At 55.7% G+C, this 19,391-nt stretch carries 15 protein-coding genes; 14 read left to right on the forward strand and 1 reads right to left on the reverse strand.

Features of this window, described 5'->3' with window-relative positions; genetic code table 11:
* The first annotated feature begins 5 nt into the window (after positions 1-5).
* The 12 genes from BKP64_RS04755 (at position 6) to BKP64_RS19015 (ending at position 12,891) form a co-directional block, all read left to right on the forward strand.
* A complete protein-coding gene (locus tag BKP64_RS04755) occupies positions 6-2,015 on the forward strand; it encodes a VWA domain-containing protein (protein WP_070966667.1) in 2,010 nt (669 codons plus the stop codon).
* Between the two features lie 17 nt (positions 2,016-2,032).
* Complete coding sequence (locus BKP64_RS04760) at positions 2,033-2,875, forward strand: AAA family ATPase (protein ID WP_070966669.1); 843 nt, start codon at positions 2,033-2,035, stop codon at positions 2,873-2,875.
* Positions 2,876-2,897: 22 nt separating this feature from the next.
* Positions 2,898-4,076, forward strand: coding sequence for a vWA domain-containing protein (locus tag BKP64_RS04765; RefSeq protein WP_070966671.1), 1,179 nt, complete (start codon positions 2,898-2,900; stop codon positions 4,074-4,076).
* A 423-nt stretch (positions 4,077-4,499) separates the two neighbouring features.
* Positions 4,500-4,964, forward strand: coding sequence for a hypothetical protein (locus BKP64_RS04775; protein ID WP_227515508.1), 465 nt, complete (start codon positions 4,500-4,502; stop codon positions 4,962-4,964).
* A gap of 6 nt (positions 4,965-4,970) precedes the next feature.
* Positions 4,971-6,632, forward strand: a complete 1,662-nt coding sequence (locus BKP64_RS04780; RefSeq protein WP_070966680.1) for a tetratricopeptide repeat protein — start codon at positions 4,971-4,973, stop codon at positions 6,630-6,632.
* Entirely contained in the window at positions 6,629-9,436 is a 2,808-nt protein-coding gene (locus tag BKP64_RS04785) for a tetratricopeptide repeat protein (protein WP_070966682.1), read from the forward strand. The genes BKP64_RS04780 and BKP64_RS04785 overlap by 4 nt, the downstream gene beginning before the upstream one ends.
* On the forward strand, positions 9,426-9,905 hold the full coding sequence (locus BKP64_RS04790) for a tetratricopeptide repeat protein (RefSeq protein ID WP_070966685.1): 480 nt from the start codon (positions 9,426-9,428) through the stop codon (positions 9,903-9,905). Before BKP64_RS04785 ends, BKP64_RS04790 begins: the two co-directional genes overlap by 11 nt.
* Entirely contained in the window at positions 9,906-10,229 is a 324-nt protein-coding gene (locus BKP64_RS04795; protein ID WP_070966688.1) for a hypothetical protein, read from the forward strand.
* Between the two features lie 14 nt (positions 10,230-10,243).
* A complete protein-coding gene (locus BKP64_RS04800) occupies positions 10,244-10,891 on the forward strand; it encodes a MotA/TolQ/ExbB proton channel family protein (protein WP_070966692.1) in 648 nt (215 codons plus the stop codon).
* The gene (locus BKP64_RS04805; RefSeq protein WP_070966693.1) at positions 10,888-11,418 is read left to right on the forward strand and encodes an ExbD/TolR family protein; all 531 of its coding nucleotides are present in this window, start codon (positions 10,888-10,890) and stop codon (positions 11,416-11,418) included. Before BKP64_RS04800 ends, BKP64_RS04805 begins: the two co-directional genes overlap by 4 nt.
* On the forward strand, positions 11,415-11,903 hold the full coding sequence (locus BKP64_RS04810; protein ID WP_083329149.1) for an ExbD/TolR family protein: 489 nt from the start codon (positions 11,415-11,417) through the stop codon (positions 11,901-11,903). Before BKP64_RS04805 ends, BKP64_RS04810 begins: the two co-directional genes overlap by 4 nt.
* Entirely contained in the window at positions 11,896-12,891 is a 996-nt protein-coding gene (locus BKP64_RS19015) for an AgmX/PglI C-terminal domain-containing protein (RefSeq protein WP_070966698.1), read from the forward strand. The genes BKP64_RS04810 and BKP64_RS19015 overlap by 8 nt, the downstream gene beginning before the upstream one ends.
* Positions 12,892-12,935: 44 nt before the next feature.
* On the opposite strand, the gene BKP64_RS04820 is transcribed toward BKP64_RS19015, so the two are convergent.
* Positions 12,936-13,421, reverse strand: coding sequence for a MaoC/PaaZ C-terminal domain-containing protein (locus BKP64_RS04820; RefSeq protein WP_070966701.1), 486 nt, complete (start codon positions 13,419-13,421; stop codon positions 12,936-12,938).
* Between the two features lie 186 nt (positions 13,422-13,607).
* On the opposite strand from BKP64_RS04820, the gene BKP64_RS04825 reads away from it, so the two are divergent.
* A complete protein-coding gene (locus BKP64_RS04825) occupies positions 13,608-15,284 on the forward strand; it encodes an AMP-binding protein (protein ID WP_070966705.1) in 1,677 nt (558 codons plus the stop codon).
* Positions 15,285-15,444: 160 nt separating this feature from the next.
* Complete coding sequence (hrpA, locus tag BKP64_RS04830) at positions 15,445-19,380, forward strand: ATP-dependent RNA helicase HrpA (protein ID WP_198402645.1); 3,936 nt, start codon at positions 15,445-15,447, stop codon at positions 19,378-19,380.
* Positions 19,381-19,391: the final 11 nt, after the last annotated feature.

The raw sequence follows: 19,391 nt of genomic DNA on the forward strand, positions 1-19,391 counted from the left end.
CGATAATGTATAGATTCCTCACGCTGACTGTACTGACACTCATTGTTCTCCCAGCCATGGTGCGTGCCCAGGAGACGACGGAGCTCACGCTTCCAGCACAGTCTGATATCCGCATTATCGTCGACATTTCCGGCTCGATGAAGGAAAACGATCCCGGCAATCTGCGCCAGCCGGCGGTTCGTCTACTCGCCCGAATGCTCCCGGAGGGGACCAGTGCAGGTCTCTGGACGTTTGGTGAATACGTCAACATGCTGGTTCCTCACCGGGACGTGACAGATGAGTGGCGGAAAACTGCCATCGAACGGTCAAACCAGATCAACTCTGTTGCTCTGCGAACCAACCTTGGTAAAGCCATAGAGGTCGCGAGTGACGGCTATTACACCGGTGGAGTGCTTGATCATACCCACTTCATTTTGCTGACAGATGGCAAGGTTGATATTTCGGATGATCCGGAACGGAACCGGCAGGAAGAACAACGGATTCTCCAGTCGACACTTGCGGACTTGGTGGCCCAGGGGGCAACTCTGCACCCCGTGGCCCTGTCATCTCAGGCGGACGCTGAATTCCTGGAACAACTCGCCAGTGAATCCGGTGGGCGCTTCCAGATTGCCGAGAGTGCCGATGCGCTGAACAGGGCGTTTCTTGAGGCACTGAATACCGCAGTGCCCCAAGAGCAGATTCCCATTGAAGGCAACGCCTTCCTCGTGGACAGCGGAGTGAAGGAGTTTACTGCACTGATTTTCTGGGGGGATAAGGAGACACGGTCAACCCGTGAGCTCGAACTGGTTCGCCCGGACGGCAAGACACTTGGCATGACAAGTCTCCCGGATAATGCGCGCTGGGCCAGGGAGACGGGGTACGATCTGGTGACCCTTAGCGAACCACTGTCGGGTGAATGGCGTATCAAGGGAGAATTGGGAAGCGGGAGCCGGGTGACAGTCGTCAGCGATCTGCGCATGGTGGTCAGTCAGGTTCCGCCCAGCTTTTCGGAAAGCTCTCCGTTCGATGTGCGTGTGGCTTTCTTCGAAAAGGCGGACAAAATCATTAATCCGGACTTTCTTCAGGTACTTGACGTAAGCCTGACCATAACGTCCGAGGATGGACGGAGTGGCACGAAAGAACTTTCCGGGGAGCAGCCGCCAGAAAATGGTGTTTATTCAGATCGTATAGGCCGGCTGCCAGCGGTTGGTGTCTACCGGATTGACGTGGTGGCGGATGGACAGACGTTTGGGCGCAAGTTCAGTGCGACTGCCAGGTATACGGCTCCGGAAGGTGCTGTCTCCGGGGAACCGGCCATTCAGGAAGGCACCGACCCCGATGAAGGAGAGCTACCTCAGGTCTCTGCTGAGCCTGAACAGATAGAGTCTGTTGAAGAACAGAAGCCTGTCGCCAGTGAGGATTCAGAAACGGCGCCGTTGCCGGCTATCGACAGTCCGATCGACGTCAGTCAGGCTGAGGAGCCACAAGTTGCACCGCCAGCGGCTACCGAGCCTTCCGCTCTGAAGGAAGAGGAGGTGAGTCAGCTCCCGTTCCCCATGTGGATGCTCGGAGCAGGAGGTGGAGGTCTTGCGGTTCTGTTACTGGCCTGGCTGGCAGTAAAGAAACGTAATAACCGAGCGATGGCCCAGGCAGAAGCTGCAGCGGAACGGGAGACCATTGCGGATCTCGAAGAGCAGCTTGAACCCGAGCCAGAAGATATTCCGGAGGTCACCGACGAAACGCCCCCGGAGGATGACATGGCCGACCTGGAGAAGGTCTTCGAAGAACCGGGTGATGAAATTCCCGTGGCCGATGCCATAGTCGAACCCGAAGAAGGGCCGGAAGATGACGAGGCTATTCCCGAGCTGGATGAAGTGGCCGACGATTCCGCCAGCGAAGATGACGAAGAAGAGTTTGGACTCGACGATTTCGATTTGTCCGAATTTGATGATCTTCCCGATTTCGAGGAAGACGATTCAGGGCTACCCAATGAGGCAGCCGAAAAGAAACGTGATGACAAAGAACAGAAAAAGTAACCAACAGGAACAGACCCATGAAGTTTACCGGTACCGAAAAATACGTAGCCACCGATGACCTGCAAATGGCTGTCAACGCGGCGATTTCGCTCCAGCGCCCGCTGCTGATCAAGGGCGAGCCCGGCACCGGCAAGACTCTTTTGGCAGAGGAAATGGCGGCGGCACTGGGGATGAAACTTATCCCCTGGCACATCAAGTCCACCACCAAGGCGCAGCAGGGCCTCTATGAGTACGATGCGGTATCACGCCTCAGGGACTCTCAGTTGGGTGATGAAAAGGTCAAGGACATCAGCAATTACATCGTCAAGGGAAAACTCTGGGATGCCTTCGACGCAGATGAACAGGTTGTCTTGTTGATTGATGAGATCGACAAAGCGGACATCGAGTTCCCGAACGATCTCCTGCTGGAGCTGGACCGCATGGAGTTCTATGTCTACGAGACCCAGCAGTTCGTTAAAGCCAGGCAGCGCCCGATCGTGGTCATTACCAGCAACAATGAAAAGGAACTGCCGGATGCTTTCCTGCGCCGGTGTTTCTTCCACTACATCAGTTTCCCGGACCATGACACAATGCAGGACATCGTGGATGTGCACTTCCCGGGCCTTCAGCAGCAAATCGTTCGTGACGCGCTGGAAGTGTTTTTCGATGTTCGCAAGGTGCCGGGCCTGAAGAAAAAGCCGTCCACCTCTGAGTTGATCGACTGGCTGAAATTGCTGATGGCGGATGAGTTGTCTGCGAAAATGCTTCAGGAGAAAGATACCAGCTCCGCATTGCCGCCGCTCTACGGTGCTCTGGTCAAGAATGAGCAAGACGTACACCTGCTGCAGAAACTGGCCTTCATGGCTCGCCGTCGCAGCTGATAAGCAGCAAGAGTTTCGCTTTATGTTGATTGATTTTTTTCTCGAAGTGCGAAGGGCAAAGGTGCCCGCCAGCCTGCGCGAGTTCCTCGACCTGCTTGAAGCTCTGCAGAAGCGTCTGGCTTTTGCCGACATGGAAGAGTTCTATTACCTGTCCCGGCTCTGTCTGGTAAAGGACGAACGCCACTTCGACAAGTTTGACCGCGCATTCAAGTCCTATTTTGAGGGCATTGAGAATATCGATGACCTGATGGAAATGCTGATCCCGGACGATTGGCTCAGGGCAGAGTTCGAAAAGCATCTTTCCGAGGAAGACAAAGCCAAAATCGATTCGCTCGGCGGCCTTGAAGAGCTCATCGAGACGTTCAAAAAACGCATGGAGGAGCAGGACGAGCGCCATGCTGGTGGCAACAAGTGGATCGGCACCGGTGGCACCTCGCCTTTCGGCGCCAATGGTTATAACCCCGAAGGCTTTCGAATTGGCCAGAAAAACGGGCGGCATGGCCGTGCGGTCAAAGTTTGGGAGAAACGCGAGTTCAAGGATCTGGATGACAGCATCACGCTGGGAATCCGCAACATCAAAGTGGCTTTGCGGCGGTTGCGGAAATTTGCTCGCCAGGGTGCGGCTGACCAGCTGGATATGGACGATACTATCCGGTCAACTGCCCGAAATGCAGGTTACCTTGATCTGAAAATGGTTCCAGAGCGGCACAATGCAGTCAAAGTGCTGATCTTTTTTGATGTGGGTGGATCCATGGATCCACACGTCCGGGTTTGCGAGGAGCTGTTCTCGGCGGCGCGTCTTGAGTTCAAGCACATGGAGTATTTTTACTTCCACAACTTCATTTATGAAAGTGTCTGGACCAACAACATTCGACGAATGAACGAAACGACAAGCACCTGGGACATCCTTCATAAGTACACGCCGGACTACAAGGTCATCTTTGTCGGGGACGCCACCATGGCTCCCTATGAGATCTCCCACCCGGGCGGATCGATTGAGCATTGGAACGAGGAGGCCGGAGCGACCTGGTTTCAGAGGGTCTCGGATCATTTCCGCAAGGTGGTCTGGCTGAATCCGTTGCCGGAGAGCTACTGGGGGACGGGGGGATCACTGGGTATGACCCGGCAACTGGTCAACGATCATATGTATCCGCTAACAATTGACGGGCTGGAATCAGCCATGAAGCAATTGACCAAATAAAAAAAGCCGATGCGGTTGAGAGCATCGGCAAAGCTCGGCATATCAAGCGGGATTGCCCGAATGGCATTCCCGCCGCTTTACCCACAGCAAATACAGGGCCATAAAGAATAAAACGTGGCTAAACATGGGTGTGGGCATATCTTGCGTTTTTCCTTTCTGCTTTTTTGACCTGCCGTTTTTCCTTACCTGTCAAATTCTTCGACAGGCCTTTTTTCCTTTCGGGCATTTTTCATTTGGTGATCTGGATACCGTTCTTGGCCGTTACCAAGTGTTACGATTTCTGTCGGTTTGTTACAGAAGTTTGCCTGATACAGGAATGGCGGGAGGTCGCAAAGCTTTATGTTCGGCATAAGACCATCAAAAAAGCGCCGGATCAGCCGATGGCAATCGTTGGTTTTTCGTTGTTCGGCCTGGAGCATGCTTATGCCGGCTCTGGCATCAGCAGCGGCCGTCGATAACGAGATTGAACAGCTCAGGGCGGCTGTGGCGGAGCACTCTGCACAGGTATTTGCATTGGAGCAAAAGCTACTTCATCCGGCGGATACCCGACTGGCAGTTTTCCTGACACTTGATACCCGCGACTCAATGGATCTGGATTCGGTAGAGCTGTTTGTGGATGACACGCCCGTCGCCTCCCACCTCTATTCCGAACAGGAGCGGGGGTCTCTCGAAGAGGGAGGGATTCAGCAGCTTTACACCGGAAACCTTGCCAGTGGCTCCCACCAGCTAAAAACCGTCGTCACCGCACGCTCAGCCAATGACCACTTTGTTCGCAGGGAGGCCGTCCATCGCTTTCAGAAGCAACCCGGAACTCTGCGCCTGCAAGTAACCCTGGATGCTCGGGCTCCGGATTACGAACCCAGGGTCTCCTTTGTTGAGTGGAAGTAGACCGCTATGAGATCTCGCTTGCTGAATGCACGCCCGCCGGAGATAGGCTTTCTGACCCTGACTCTGTTGATCGCTCTGGCAATGCCTTTACAGGCCTCGTCTTCCATCTCTGAAGATCAGAAAGCAGGGCTCACACGTTACGCGCTCGCCACCGGACAACTGGCTTCGGTTCTGAGGTTTGCCGATAGTCTGAAAGGTGAAACTGGCCAATTCCTTCGTGCCCACCTCTTGCTGGAGAGCGGACAGGTGCCGGAGAGTGTTGCTGCGCTCGGGAGGATCACCGAGGGGCAATACCACCGGGGTGAGGCCGGTTTACTGCTTGGCCAGTTGATGCTCGGGAAAGGCGAAATGGCAGAGGCGGAAAAGTGGCTTGAGCTGGCTGCGGAGACCGGTTTTGGAGAAACCCGACAAAAAGCGTTATACCAACTGGCCGAATTGGCCAGATCTGCCGGTGGCACGGACAAGGCGGGCAAGATCCTTGCAGATATGGATGAGGGTTACTGGGCGGCGGTTGGGTATCTCAATCTTTCCAGTGACTACGCGCGGGAGGATCTGAACCCTGCACGCGCTCTCGTTGCACTGCGGGTTGCTCTGGCGATGGCAGAGAAGGATGAACTGAGGGACCGAAACGCTGAGTTGAGAAGCCGGCTTCTGGTACGAGCGAGTTACCTTTCATACCAACATGGTGAATACGAGAAGGCAATCAGCTTTCTTGAGAAGGTATCGCTTGAGACTTACAGCACCCCACAAGCCCTGTATTTACATGGGTTGGCGTTGTCTGAGCGGGGGAACCAGCGTTCGGCAATGCAGAGCTGGCACCGGGCGAAGAAATACCCTCTGGCATACCCGGGCGTTGCTGATGCCTGGATAGGCATGGGGCGAGGTTATGACCTCTCCGGATATCTGGGCCAGGCAGGCGAAGCATACCTTGCAGCTAATGCAGCGTATGAGAGTGAACGGGTCACGCTCCGGAAACTCGCAGACAGAATCTCTGCACAGGGGGCCTACAAAGCCCTGGTGGAAGACGCTCGGGATTCAGACCTTGAATGGTTCCTGGCGGACAGTCGCACGTTGACGCAGCCGAGAATGGCGTATTTGCTCGAATTTCTTGAGAAACCAGCTGCACAGAGAGCGGTCAGTCGAGTGGCGCGGCTGGTTGAACTTGGCCGCACTCTGGACCGTCAGGCCGGTGACCTTACGGTGTTCATTGAGACGCTGGAACAGCAACTTGGTCGCCTTACGGGATCAGGAGGGCAACCGGCCATGCCCGGTCTTTTGCGTCAGCAGGATATTCTCGAAAAAGCCGTTGACGGCGTATCGAACGTTACGAAAAACGAGCTTCAGAAACAGCAAATAAAAAAACTCCACCAATCACTGGCCGCCACTGCAGAGGCATTGGAAAGCCTCGACGCTCGGGTTGCCCGCCGTCCGGCTGAGCTTCGTAAGCAGCTTCAGCAATCCCGCGCTCTAAAGGCCCGTACCCAACAACACCGGAATGAGACTGACCGGCTCACTGCCCGCGCGGAAGAATTGCTCGATGCTCTTGCTCTGAAGTATGTCGCTGAACAGGAACAGCGGATGGCTTTTGCCGTAGACAAAACCGAGCAGCAAATTGCTCATCTCTACGAATACCTGGCCCTCAAAAATCTGGAAGAGGCTAAACCATGAACCGTTGGCTGGCAGGCCTCCTCGTGGCTGTATCCTTGACCAGTTCTGTTGTGGCACAGGAAACATTTCGCGTGGAACTGGGGCGGGATGGAGAGACCATCGGTGATATGCGCCCGGTGTTTCTCAAGTTTGAATCCCGGCCATTGCCGGCTATCTCTCCCGCTGAGGTCGCACGACGTTATCAGCGTCTGTTCACGACTTCCGATGAACCGGAGGTTCGGATCGATGCCCTTAATCGCCTGACAAACATCCGGGATCGGTCGGGGCAGGACATAGGTTTTTCCGTTGCTGAAGAGGAGGGCATCTATCGCCAGGTGATCGACAGTTACGAATCGATTCTGTCCCGGGGTTCTTATGGCGGAAGGCTTGACGAATTGCTGTACCAGATGGCGAAGGCCCATGCCCTGACAGGTCAGGCCCGGGCATCAATCGATCGGCTTGAGCAGCTGGTTGGCCTTTACCCGAAATCCGATCTGGTACCCGAGGCCCGATTCCGGATTGCCGAGTCTGCTTTTTCAGCGGGTGATTACTCTGAGGCAGAGGCGGGTTACCTGGCGGTGATCGGTTCCGGAGTACGTGGAGGCTTGGAAGCCAAGGCTCGCTATATGTTGGGCTGGAGCCAGTTCAAACAAGGACCGTCAGCGTGGGAAAGAGCTGGCAAGACGTTTCTTTCGGTGCTGGATGAGTTTCTGCCAACCAAGGAAAGTCTTGCCGGTGTTAATGAGCCCAGTGTTGAAACAATTGATGACACCTTCCGTATTCTCGCTGTGATGGCGGACCGGAGAAATGGTGCCCAGACGCTGTTTTCCTGGCTCGGCGATGGACCATCACGACACTGGGAATATCTGGTTTTTGACAGGCTGGCTGATTACTACGCAGTTCAGGGCGCGTTTGAAGCCAGTGTTGGGGTTAACCGCGCTTTTGTTCGACATGCGCCCGGCCACTCCGAGCGCTCGGGGTTCATGGCACAGATTGTTGATGTGTGGAGCCGTGCCGGCGCTGCCAGTGAGGTGCGGGAAGCCCAGGCAAATTATGTTGTGATGTTCAGCGACGACCTGGAGTTCGCCAGGCTTGAGGAATCTGATCGCAAGCGATGGCAGCAATATAGCCGGCAGCTGGCTGACTTTCATTACAGCCAGGCGTCCACTGCTGTAGACCAGGGGCGTGATCGTTTGGCGACCGGTGATTTTTCTCTGGCGGGTGACTATTACGAGGCGCTGGCTCGGCGCTCAGGCAAGGACGGCGCTGTGCTGCGCCTCGCGGGTGACGCACGACTGCAGGCCGGGCAATACCAAGCGGCGTTGTCGGATTTTCGGTTGGCAGCCTATGAGGCTGACAGGTATACGGAAGCGGCCGACGCCGGATGGGCGGCCATAGTGTTAATTCGTGGGGGGATGGATGGCGACAGGGCAAGTGTGGCGTTCGCTCCCGATTTGAGTGCTTACTCGGCTGAGGCTGAGCGCTTCGCCGGCCGATTCCAAGAAGATGGCCGAGTGCCGGGGCTGATGGCAGACCTCGCGAGGCGCTGGCTTGCCGCCGGTGATGACGATCGTGCCCTGGGCTATGGTGAGAACGTCGTGGTCAACGATCTTGCGTCCGGATCGGAACGCTATGCGGGCTGGCTGGCAGTGGCTAAAGTCAGGCAGAGACAAGGAAAATTCGGACTGGCAGAGCGGGCCTGGGGGCAGGTTCTGGACCTTGCGAAGTCGGCGACGGTCGAGGGCCTGGAACCCGGTGCTGTCGCGTCTGTCCGGCAACAGCTGGCAACCGTTATCTACAGGCAGGGTGAGCAGGCTGCGGAATCCGGCAGAATAGAGGCGTCGGTCGGTCATTTTAACCGGATTGGAACAGTTCTTCCCGATTCAGACATCGCTGTTCAGGGGCGTTTTGATGCCGCCAATACGCTCCTTAAAGCTTCCCGAATGGCTGCAGCCATCGATGAGCTGGTGCAATTCCGCGCGGACTTTCCTGCACACCCGCTAACCGAAAAGGTCAGTGACAAGTTGGTTCACGCCTATGTTGCCTCCGGTCAGCCGGCGAAGGCGGCGTCGGAATTGCTTGAAGCCTCCAGCGGTATGGAGAATCCCTGGCCAAGCCGGCTAAGAGCAGCGGCTCTGTTCAATGAGGCGGGTGAAACCGGTAAACGCAACCGGCTTTACCTGGACTACCTCAATACCGGACCTGTTGCTGAAAACGCCGAGCAACATATTCGTCTGCAAACCCTGCGATACCGCTTGATAGAGACAATGGGTGACGCTGTTCCATGGCAGGAAGCTTTGGTCGCGACTGAGCTTGCCAGCCAATGGCACTCAGAACAAACGCTATCCTGGGCAGCCCGGCAGTCTCTTTCCCTGGGGGCGAGGGCCGCCGCGACCTTTGCGGGTTCTGAGTTGACCCAGCCCCTGAATGAGTCCTTGAACCGCAAACAGGCCGCACTGGAGACCGCCCGAAAATACTTCCTGGATGCCGAGAGCCTCGGTGGCGAATCCGTCCGCTCTGAGTCTCTCTATCGCCGAGCCGAGCTATACCGGCTTTTGGCCCGGGACCTTATGGCGTCTTCTGTACCGGAAGACCTTAACGAGCTTGAGAGCATGCAATACCAGATGTTGCTGGAAGAAGAAGCGTTCCCTTTCGAGGAGAAAGCGATCCGCTTGCATTCAGATAATCATCAGCGGATCGCGTCTCAGGGATTTGATGCCTGGATTGAAAAGAGCCTTACCGTTCTTTCGCAGCTCAACCCCGGCCGCTACGACCGTTCGGTTCGCTGGATGAGCTGGAATCCGGAGGTCAATGATGGCGCCTGACAGAACCTTCGCTCGTCATCTTGTGATGAGTTTTATCCTGGCCATGATGGTTGGCTGTTCTGCCCCCGGATCAAAGAAGCCGGAGGCAGTCCCGGCGAATCCGGAAAAGGCACTGGAATATGTGCTTGAAGGCAGGGAGGCTTATGATCAGGGCCGGAATATGGCTGCTCTCGACGCCTGGGAAATGGCTGTAAAGCTGAATCCGAAAGATGCCGTTACCGTGAATAATCTGGCCTTGCTGCTTAAGGACGAAAACCGTTTTGAAGAAGCGATAAGCCTGCTTGAGACGGGGTTGCAGTATTCGCCCGGTGTTGCCGACCTGCATTATAACCTTGCCGTGATCTCTGAACTTTACCTGCTGGATCTGGAAAGGGCTTTGACCCACTACCGGAAATACCAGGCCCTTACCGATGCGGACGATAAACGTGTGGCCGGCTGGATTGCGGACCTGAAGAGGAGGCTGGACTAGATGAGCAGGTTAGCCGTGACTCTCGTTTTTGCCCTGGTGTCTGTGAGTGGATATGCCGCGGGTGCTTCAGGATCACAAGCAGTGCGCCTGGAGGTTGAGGGTATTTCCGCCAGTGCTGGCGAAGACGACCCAAGGGTGCTTTTCATCCTGCCGTGGCGGGCTCCGAGCTTACCCCGTCGGCCCAGAGCTGATCTGGATGACTCGGTGCCCCGACTTGTCCAACCGGTGAATCCTGAGGCTCTTGAGCGCCACCGGGTGTTCCGCGAGACCCTGAATCCTTTAATTCTGAGCCCTGAGCCGGCTTCGGCTGTGAAAACGCGTTAATAAGGAGAGTGAACATGTTGAATACGATGGTACGGTTTTTCCAGGAGGGCGGGCCGTTCATGTACCCGATTGCCGTGGTTTTGGCCATCGGTTTGGCGATAACCCTTGAACGCTTTTTCTATCTTGCCGCTGTCCGGCGCAAAAACCGTACTGCGTTTGAAAAGGGCATTCTGCCGTTACTGCGGAAAAGGGATTATCAGCGGGCAATGAAAACTGCCAGCACATCGGACAGTGCCATTGCTTCTATTATGGGCGCCGGCATTGGCCGGTTACTTAATAACAGTCGTCGGGAAGATATTGAGTACGCCATGGAGGAAGGGCTGATGGAGGTGCTTCCGAGGCTGGAGAAACGCACGCAATACCTTGCGACGCTGGCCAACATAGCGACTCTGCTGGGGTTGCTTGGCACGATTATCGGCCTGATCTCTGCTTTCACCGCCGTTGCGGCGGCGGATCCGTCCCAGAAGGCCAGTTTACTCTCCGAGAGCATCTCTGTGGCTATGAATACCACGGCGTTTGGCTTGATGTCGGCGATCCCTTTGCTGATGTTCCACGCGGTTTTGCAAACCCGCACTAATGAAATTGTAGACAGCTTCGAGATGGCGGGCGTGAAGCTGCTCAACATCATTTCCGAGCCGAAGCATCAGAGTGCCGCTGCATGAGACGCCGGCACAGAAAACCGGCCGGTTCGCCCGAACTGGATATCACGGCTTTCATGAATCTGATGATTGTACTGGTGCCGGTCCTGCTTCTGGGAATGGTGTTCAGTCAGGTACGCATGATCGAGCTTGATTTTCCCGGGATGGATTCCGGTGAGGCCCCGAATCCGGAAGAATTTCGACTGGTAGTCACCGTGATTCCGGACGGTATGGAGATCGCTGACAGTGATCGCGGACTTATTCGTGTGTTGCCTAGCCGTGATGGCGGGCAGGATTTTGTCAGTCTGAGGTCCGTACTTAAGCGAATCAAAACCCGTGTTCCTGACAAAACAGACGTTATCCTCGAGGTCGGTCCGGATATTGATTATCAGACCCTGGTCCGGGCCATGGATACGGTGCGTTCCTATCCGGCCGTGGTTGCCGCGAGCGTCGTTGAGGCTGAACTTTTTCCGGATGTATCTTTAATGGATGCGCCAGAAGGCCGTCCGTTGGCGGCTATCAAATCCGGGATAGACGTGGAGGACGCATGAAGAGGTCGCGCAGAGCAGGGCGAACTCAACGCCATTATGGCCGAATGAACAAGGCCGGAGGTCTCAATCTCGTTTCGTTGATGGACATCTTCACCATTCTCGTTTTCTTCCTGATGGTGAATTCCTCTGACGTAAAAGTCCTGCAGAACACGGCCGATGTTCCCTTGCCTCAGTCCACATCTGAAAAAGAGGCGGTGGAGAGTCTTACGGTTCAGGTAACCGGGGGATCCATCTTGGTGCAGGGTCGCGAGATCGCACGCCTGAACGGAATTGAAGTAGGCGATACCCATATTTCCGGGCTGTCAGATGAGCTTGCCTATCGCCGGGCGCGCTGGCCCTCGGTTCCCGAGCAGGGTCTGGAAGTCACGATCATGGCAGGCCGCGATACCGATTACCGGTTGTTGCGGAAAATTATGCAAACCTGTGTAGACGAGCAGTTCCGTCAGGTTCGGCTTGCTGTTGAGGCGGAGGTGACCAATGGCTGAACCCCAAAGCGACACCTTTCTTTCCACCGGGTTGCCCTGGACCGCCGATGCGGGAGAAAACCGTCGATTTCGCCTGATCCTCGGGCTGATGCTTGTGGTTTTTTCCCCTCTGGCCTTCCTTATTCCGACTCTTGAGGTACCGGAAATAGAGCGCTCAGAGGCTGAAAAAATCCCGCCACAACTTGCGAGACTGGTGCAGCAACCCAAACTTCCGGCGCAACCGGAGGTAGTACGCTCAGAGCCAGAGCCAGAGCCAGAGCCAGAGCCAGAGCCAGAGCCAGAGCCAGAGCCGCCAAAGGTCGTCGACGCTCCTCGTCCAATGCCCGAGCCTCAAGTTGCCAAACCCGAAGTCAAACATGAGCCCGCACCGAAAGCGCCCGATGTGCAAACCGTGGAGCAGGCGCGCGCGAAGGCATCACGGTCAGGCCTGCTGGCGATGAAGGACCGCCTGGCTTCGTTGCGAGAGCCCGAGTCTGTCCCCGTCCAGCGTCTCAGTGCCAATAGCGGCGACAGCGGAGCGGTTGCGAAGCCTGCAGTCACCGACGCCAAGACCGCATTGGAGGGAAGTGGGGGAGTTGAGGACACTCGCGTGCCCGATGCCCGGGTTGCGGTTGAGAACCACGAGGTAAAGCGGGTTGAACCCGAATCCCAGCCGGCCAGCAAGGTTGTCCGAACGGAGCCGCCGGAGCCGTCCGTCGGGGAGAGGGCAATGAGTAACATTCGAAAAGTGTTTGATGCGCAGAAAACAGCTCTCTACTCCCTTTACCGCCGTGAACTTCGCCAGGATCCGACGTTAGAGGGCAAGGTCTTACTCGAACTTGTCATTGAGCCAGATGGTTCGGTCTCGGCCTGTGACGTTGTCAGTTCAGAGCTGGAGAGTCCGGCACTTGAGCGCCGGATTGCCATGAGGGTCAGGCTGTTCAATTTTGGCGCTGGGGACATGGAAACCCGGAAGGTCCGTTTTCCGGTCGATTTTCTTCCTGGTTAGAACAGGGGCAGGCCCCTGTCTCTATTCGTCCTGAACGAGACGAATCACTCTTCGATTTTGATCTCAGGGAGCTGGGGTTTGTTGAGCGAGACCTTTTCGGTTGGCGCAATGACCGTTGCCTCGCCCGCGACCACCTGTCGGTTGTTCTGGTTTCGGACATCGCATTGGATGACTACCCGGTTTTTGGGCTCTTTACGCAATACGGTGAGCGTCACGGTGACTGTGTCCTCCAGTTTGACCGGCCGTTTGAAAGACAGGGTCTGCTCGAGGTAAATGGTACCCGGGCCAGGCATGACGGTCGCCAGCGCGGCAGAAATCAGTGAACCACTCCACATACCATGGGCAATGCGCTCCTTGAACATGGACCCGGCGGCAAACTCAGAGTCCAGGTGTACCGGGTTCACATCACCTGATACCGCAGCAAAGAGGATCAGTTCATCTTCTGAGAGTGTGCGGGTAAAGGTAGCGGTATCGCCTTCGTTCAGTTCGTCGTAGGTAATATTTTCAAGAGTATCAAGGGTGTCGTTCATGGTGCGCTCCGCACAATTGGTATCGGGTACAGGCCAACGGGCTTGTGATGCGAAAACTACCTCATCGTTAACAAAACTGCTATTCTCTCCCGACTTTTTTGAGACTGATACTTTTGTAGGGTTGATTTTTAAACAGCTTTGCATTGGTGAATCATTACAATCAAAAACGCCAAACAGGAGATGGTGATGGATTTCGAGCAGTTCTATCAGGACAAATACCCCGCCGGCGTGCCCCGGGAGGTCGACCTGACCAAGTACAAAAGCATGGTGGATGTGTTCGAGCAGGCCGTAAAAAAATATGCGGATCGCCCGGCGTTCACTGCTGTTGGCGCTACTCTCACATACCGTGACCTCGATACCCAGAGCCGTAATTTTGCGGCGTGGCTGCAAAACAAGACCGATCTCAAGCCCGGTGATCGGATCGCTGTTCAGATGCCAAACGTCAGTCAGTACCCTGTTGTTGTGTTTGGCGCCATGCGCGCTGGATTGATTGTGGTGAACACCAATCCGCTTTATACCACCCGTGAAATGGAACACCAGTTTAACGATTCCGGCGCGAAGGCTCTGGTTGTTCTGGCAAACATGGCTGATAACGCCGAGAAGGTGGTGCCTCACACCGGTATCGAGCATGTCATCGTGACAGAACTTGCTGACATGCATTCACCCATCAAGCGCATGCTGATGAATGCTGTGGTCAAACACGTCAAGAAGATGGTGCCTGCGTTCAACCTTCCCCAGGCTCACAAGCTCCCGGCCGTGCTGAGCGCCGGTGCTCGTGAAAAGTTTACGCCCGTTGAGTGCAAGCAGGATGACATTGCGGTGCTGCAGTATACCGGCGGGACTACCGGTGTTGCCAAGGGTGCGATGCTCACCCATGGCAACCTGGTGGCGAATTTGCTGCAGGTTCGGCCGATGATGGAGAGTACCGTGCAGGACGGTACAGAAGTGGTGATTGCGCCGCTGCCGCTCTATCACATTTATTCCTTTACCCTTAACTGCGGCATCATGCTCGAAGCCGGGGCGCACAACGTACTGATCCCGAACCCCCGTGATATTGCAGCTTTCGTCAAAGAGCTCAGGAATCACAAGTTCACAGCGTTCCTCGGCCTGAACACACTGTTCGTTGCTTTGTGCAATAATGAGGAATTCCAGGATCTCGATTTCAGCAACCTGAAGCTGACATCCTCTGGCGGTATGGCGCTCACCAGCGACACCGCCAAAATGTGGCAGCGGGTGACCGGTTGCGAGATTGCCGAAGGTTTTGGCATGACCGAGACATCCCCGGTTGTCACCTTCAATCCCCAAAGCGCTATTCAGCTGGGCACTATTGGTTTGCCGATTCCCTCTACCCAGGTCAAGACCATTGACGAGGAAGGTAATGAAACACCGCTGGGCGAGGCGGGCGAGCTCTGTGTGAAAGGTCCTCAGGTAATGCGGGGTTACTGGCAGCGTCCTGAGGACACCCGGCAATCCTTTACTGAAGACGGTTTCCTCAAGACCGGAGACATTGCGCTGATTCAGGAAGATGGATACATCCGCATTGTTGACCGTAAAAAAGACATGATTATCGTATCTGGTTTTAATGTGTACCCGAACGAGATTGAGGATGTGGTAAGCAGCCATCCGAAAGTGGTGGAGTGCGCGGCTGTTGGTATCCCTGACACCAAAAGCGGTGAGGCGGTCAAGGTCTACCTGGTGCCGACCACCGAGGGTGTCACTGAGAATGAACTGAAGGAGTTCTGCCGGGAGCGGCTGACAGCCTATAAGGTACCGAAGCTCTATGAATTCAGGGAGGAACTGCCTAAAACGAATGTGGGTAAAATCCTCCGTCGTCAGCTGCGCGACGAAGCGGGCAATCAGTAGTGTTGGTGGGCAGCCTGTCTGCCCCGTCCCCTGATGCGGGGACTATTCAGTGAATAACCCCGCGCTGGCGGGGTTTTTCCGTTTTTAAGCGAGGCCCTTTCCCGATAGACTGTCGCCATTCCCGATTACCGATACTGAATGAGAGCATTCCCGCAATTCAATGACAAACACCACCACTGATACGCCCAACGAGCCAGATCTCAAGCCAGATGGTCGGGCGGCAATCAAGGCCATGATGGAGCAGCTTGGCGCCTGCAATCAGCAGGAAGCCGCCCGCATTGTGAAAGCAGTCGCTCGCACAAAAGGTAATCCTGGCCAGAAAGACCTGGAGAAAATGGCGGGCTGGCTCAGGCGTGGCCTCGAAAAGGTACAGCAGCGCCATGCCTTGCACCGGCCTGCCAGTTTCCCCGAGGGGCTGCCAGTATCAGAGCGGGTGGAAGACATCGGGAAAGCGATTGAGAACCATCAGGTTGTCATCATCGCCGGTGAAACCGGATCGGGCAAAACTACCCAGATTCCTAAAATCTGCATGAATCGTGGTCGCGGCATCCGGGGGTTGATCGGTCATACTCAGCCACGTCGAATTGCCGCGCGCAGTGTTGCTGCCCGGATTGCGGAAGAGTTGGGTGAACAGACGGGGCAGCAAATTGGCTATCAGGTCCGCTTCACCGACACCACATCGGAACAGTCCCGGGTCAAGGTGATGACAGACGGGATCTTGCTGGCGGAAATTCAGCATGACCGCTTTCTCGACCGTTACGATACGCTGATCATCGATGAGGCACATGAGCGCAGTCTCAATATCGATTTTCTGTTGGGTTACTTGAGACAGCTGCTGCCCAAGCGCCCGGACCTCAAAGTGATTATTACCTCAGCCACCATTGAGGTAGAGCGGTTCAGCGAATTTTTTGATCAGGCACCGGTCATCGAAGTCAGCGGGCGCACTTACCCGGTAGACATTCGTTATCGCCCTTTAACCGGCGATGAAGACGACCGTGACCAGGGCTGGACAGACGGTGTAATCGGAGCTCTGGACGAAATCGAACAGCATGAGCGTTCGGAGAAGCAGCCCCCCGGGGACGTGTTGGTCTTCCTGCCGGGAGAGCGAGAAATCCGGAACCTTAGCAAGGTGCTTCGGCACGTGGATCTCAAGCACACAGAAGTTTTGCCTCTGTATTCACGGCTGAGTAACCAGGAACAGAACCGGATTTTCCAGTCCCACCGTGGGCGTAGAATTGTGTTGTCCACCAACGTTGCCGAGACCTCCCTGACGGTGCCGGGTATCCGTTATGTGATCGATACCGGTGTAGCCCGGATCAGCCGTTACAGTGTACGTTCGAAAATCCAGCGTCTGCCCATCGAGCCAGTCTCACAGGCCAGTGCGAATCAGCGGGCAGGGCGGTGTGGTCGGGTCGCTCCGGGTATCTGCTTCCGGCTCTACGACGAGACCGACTTCATCAATCGGCCGGAGTACACTGACCCGGAAGTCCTTCGGACCAACCTCGCATCCGTTATCCTGCAAATGGCGACCTCTGGCCTGGGTGAGATTCGCAACTTTCCGTTCCTGGAATCTCCCGATAGCCGCCAGGTGAACGATGGCTACAAGCTCCTTGAAGAGCTCAGTGCGGTCGACGACAAACGGCGTGTGACCAGGCTGGGCCAGACCATGGCGCGGCTGCCTCTGGATCCGCGCCTGGCCCGTATGCTGGTGACCTCTGCGGATCATGGCAGTTTGGCTGAAACCCTGATCATTATCGCTGGCCTGAGTGTCCAGGACCCCCGGGAACGGCCGCAGGACAAACAGCAGGCGGCGGACCAGGCGCATGCCCCGTTTAACGATAAAGACTCGGATTTTGTGACGCTGCTGAATATCTGGAACTTTTATGAGGAGCAGCGCCAGGAACTGTCCCATAACCAGATGAAGAAAGTCTGCCAGAAGAGTTTTCTGAGCTGGATGCGCATGCGGGAATGGCGGGATATTCATCGCCAGCTCACCCTGATTTGCCGGGAACAAAAGCTCACCTTTAACAAGGATGTCGCCAGTTATGATGCTGTGCATAAGGCCATTCTTGCCGGGCTCCTTGGGCAGATAGCCGTCAAGGTCGAGAAGAAAGAGTATCTGGCTACGCGCAACCGCAAAGTGATGATTTTCCCTGGCTCCAAGGTAGCCAAAACAGGCCCAAAATGGATTGTGGCGACAGAGATTGTCGAAACCAGCCGGGTGTTTGCGCGTATGGTCGCGGCAATCCAGCCGGAGTGGATTGAGCCTCTCGCAGGCCATGTGGTAAAGCATCATTTTTTCGAACCGCACTGGGAACAGAAGCGGGCTCAGGTCATGGGTTACGAAAAGGTGACCCTCTACGGCCTTGATGTGGTGCCCAAACGTCGCATTCCCTACAGCAAGGTAGACCCTGCCGAGTGCCGGAACCTGTTTATAAGGCGGGCCCTGGTGGAGGGCGACTACCGCTCGAAAGCGCCGTTTATTGTTCGTAACCGGGAGATGCTGGATACCGTCGAAAATCTGGAAAAGAAAACCCGGCGCAGGGATCTGCTGGTAGACGATGAAGTGTTGGTCGAATTTTACGACCAGCGTTTACCAACCGACATCGTAAGTGGGCGGCATTTTGAAACCTGGTGGAAAGGCCTGTCGTCCCAAGAGCTGAAGGCTCTTGAACTTACCGAACAGGACATCCTTCAAAGGCCGGTGGATGCGCAAGCTGCGGAACTCTATCCGGATTATCTGGAGTGGGAGGGCGTCCGCTACCCACTCAGTTACGAGTTCGAACCGACCAGCGAACGGGATGGGGTGACGCTTCAGGTTCCGCTGATGGCGCTCAGGCAGATTCCATCACGGCGTCTGGAGTGGCTCGTGCCGGGATTGCTGCGGGAAAAATGCATAGCGTTAGTAAAGGGGCTGCCCAAATCCTTGCGCAGGAATTTCGTCCCGGTACCGGATTTTGTCGACGCGGCACTGGCCAATATGCAGCCCTCCAATGAGCCACTGGCGCTTCAGCTGGGAGAACAACTCCGGCGCATGACTGGCGTGCGGATTGATCCGCAGGCCTGGCCTGAGTCTGAATTGCCCAGACATCTGCGCATGAACCTCCGGGTAATGGGAGATGGCGGCAAGGTGATGGCGGAAAGTCGGGAAACCGATGAGCTTCAGGGACAACTGGAGGGAAAAGCCGAGGAGGCGTTGGCGAGCGCAACCAGTGAAAACCCGGAAAATGAACTCTCGGGAGAGCATACCGACTGGCAATTCGGAGATTTACCGGAGCAGGTACAAACCGAAAAGGGCGGAATGAAGGTTACTGTGTATCCTGCACTGGAAGACCTTGGCAAAACCGTTTGTCAGATTCGCTGCCTTGACCGGTTGACGGCAGAGGATACAACTCGAAAGGGCGTTGCCCGGCTGATTCTGAATCGCTTTGGAAAGACTCTGGACGATCTGGACAGGAAGTTGCCCCGGTTCAGGCAGTCAGCCTTGATGTTTGCCCCCGTGGGCCAGGCAAAGGTACTGCTGGATGATCTGGTTCTGGCAACCGTTATGACGCACTTCCTCGGTGAGTCTGTGCCGCGGACGTCTGATGATTTTGACCGGTTGTTTGATCGGCATCGTGGAGACTTCATTCCTGCACTGGAAGAAGCAGACGAGCGCTTGTATCAGGCAATGTCTGGCTACCAGAAGGTCGCGAAGCGGCTCAAGGGAAAGATTAATCTGGCGCTTGCGAACAGCATGGCGGACCTCAAATTCCAGTTGCAGAATCTGGTTTATCCCGGATTTCTGGTGGCCACGCCGCCAGAATGGCTAGCCGAGTTCGGGCGTTATTTTGAGGCGGCGCTGATCCGGCTGGAGAAGATGCCCCGGGAAATGGGGCGGGAGCGGGAATTCCTGCACACAATTGAGGGCTTGTGGTCCCGGTACGCCAGCAAACGGGACGAGCAGCAACGCCAGGGGATACGCGATCCCGAGTTGACGGTATATCGCTGGATGCTGGAGGAGTACCGGGTCTCTTTCTTCGCGCAGCAGTTGGGTACCGCCATGACCGTTTCGATCAAGCGTCTGGACAAACAGTGGGAACTCACCCGGGTCTAGTATGATGGCAG

The organism is Marinobacter salinus (assembly GCF_001854125.1).
In the GTDB taxonomy this organism is placed as follows: domain Bacteria; phylum Pseudomonadota; class Gammaproteobacteria; order Pseudomonadales; family Oleiphilaceae; genus Marinobacter; species Marinobacter salinus.

What these genes read in the sequence shown, in the direction of transcription:
- BKP64_RS04825 (WP_070966705.1), top strand. Translation starts at nt 13,608, where the DNA reads ATGGATTTCGAGCAGTTCTATCAGGACAAATACCCCGCCGGCGTGCCC.
- BKP64_RS04760 (WP_070966669.1), top strand. Translation starts at nt 2,033, where the DNA reads ATGAAGTTTACCGGTACCGAAAAATACGTAGCCACCGATGACCTGCAA.
- BKP64_RS04775 (WP_227515508.1), top strand. Translation starts at nt 4,500, where the DNA reads ATGCCGGCTCTGGCATCAGCAGCGGCCGTCGATAACGAGATTGAACAG.
- hrpA (WP_198402645.1), top strand. Translation starts at nt 15,445, where the DNA reads ATGACAAACACCACCACTGATACGCCCAACGAGCCAGATCTCAAGCCA.
- BKP64_RS04765 (WP_070966671.1), top strand. Translation starts at nt 2,898, where the DNA reads ATGTTGATTGATTTTTTTCTCGAAGTGCGAAGGGCAAAGGTGCCCGCC.
- BKP64_RS04795 (WP_070966688.1), top strand. Translation starts at nt 9,906, where the DNA reads ATGAGCAGGTTAGCCGTGACTCTCGTTTTTGCCCTGGTGTCTGTGAGT.
- BKP64_RS04780 (WP_070966680.1), top strand. Translation starts at nt 4,971, where the DNA reads ATGAGATCTCGCTTGCTGAATGCACGCCCGCCGGAGATAGGCTTTCTG.
- BKP64_RS04820 (WP_070966701.1), bottom strand. Translation starts at nt 13,421, where the DNA reads ATGAACGACACCCTTGATACTCTTGAAAATATTACCTACGACGAACTG.
- BKP64_RS04755 (WP_070966667.1), top strand. Translation starts at nt 6, where the DNA reads ATGTATAGATTCCTCACGCTGACTGTACTGACACTCATTGTTCTCCCA.
- BKP64_RS04805 (WP_070966693.1), top strand. Translation starts at nt 10,888, where the DNA reads ATGAGACGCCGGCACAGAAAACCGGCCGGTTCGCCCGAACTGGATATC.
- BKP64_RS04790 (WP_070966685.1), top strand. Translation starts at nt 9,426, where the DNA reads ATGGCGCCTGACAGAACCTTCGCTCGTCATCTTGTGATGAGTTTTATC.
- BKP64_RS04800 (WP_070966692.1), top strand. Translation starts at nt 10,244, where the DNA reads ATGTTGAATACGATGGTACGGTTTTTCCAGGAGGGCGGGCCGTTCATG.
- BKP64_RS04785 (WP_070966682.1), top strand. Translation starts at nt 6,629, where the DNA reads ATGAACCGTTGGCTGGCAGGCCTCCTCGTGGCTGTATCCTTGACCAGT.
- BKP64_RS04810 (WP_083329149.1), top strand. Translation starts at nt 11,415, where the DNA reads ATGAAGAGGTCGCGCAGAGCAGGGCGAACTCAACGCCATTATGGCCGA.
- BKP64_RS19015 (WP_070966698.1), top strand. Translation starts at nt 11,896, where the DNA reads ATGGCTGAACCCCAAAGCGACACCTTTCTTTCCACCGGGTTGCCCTGG.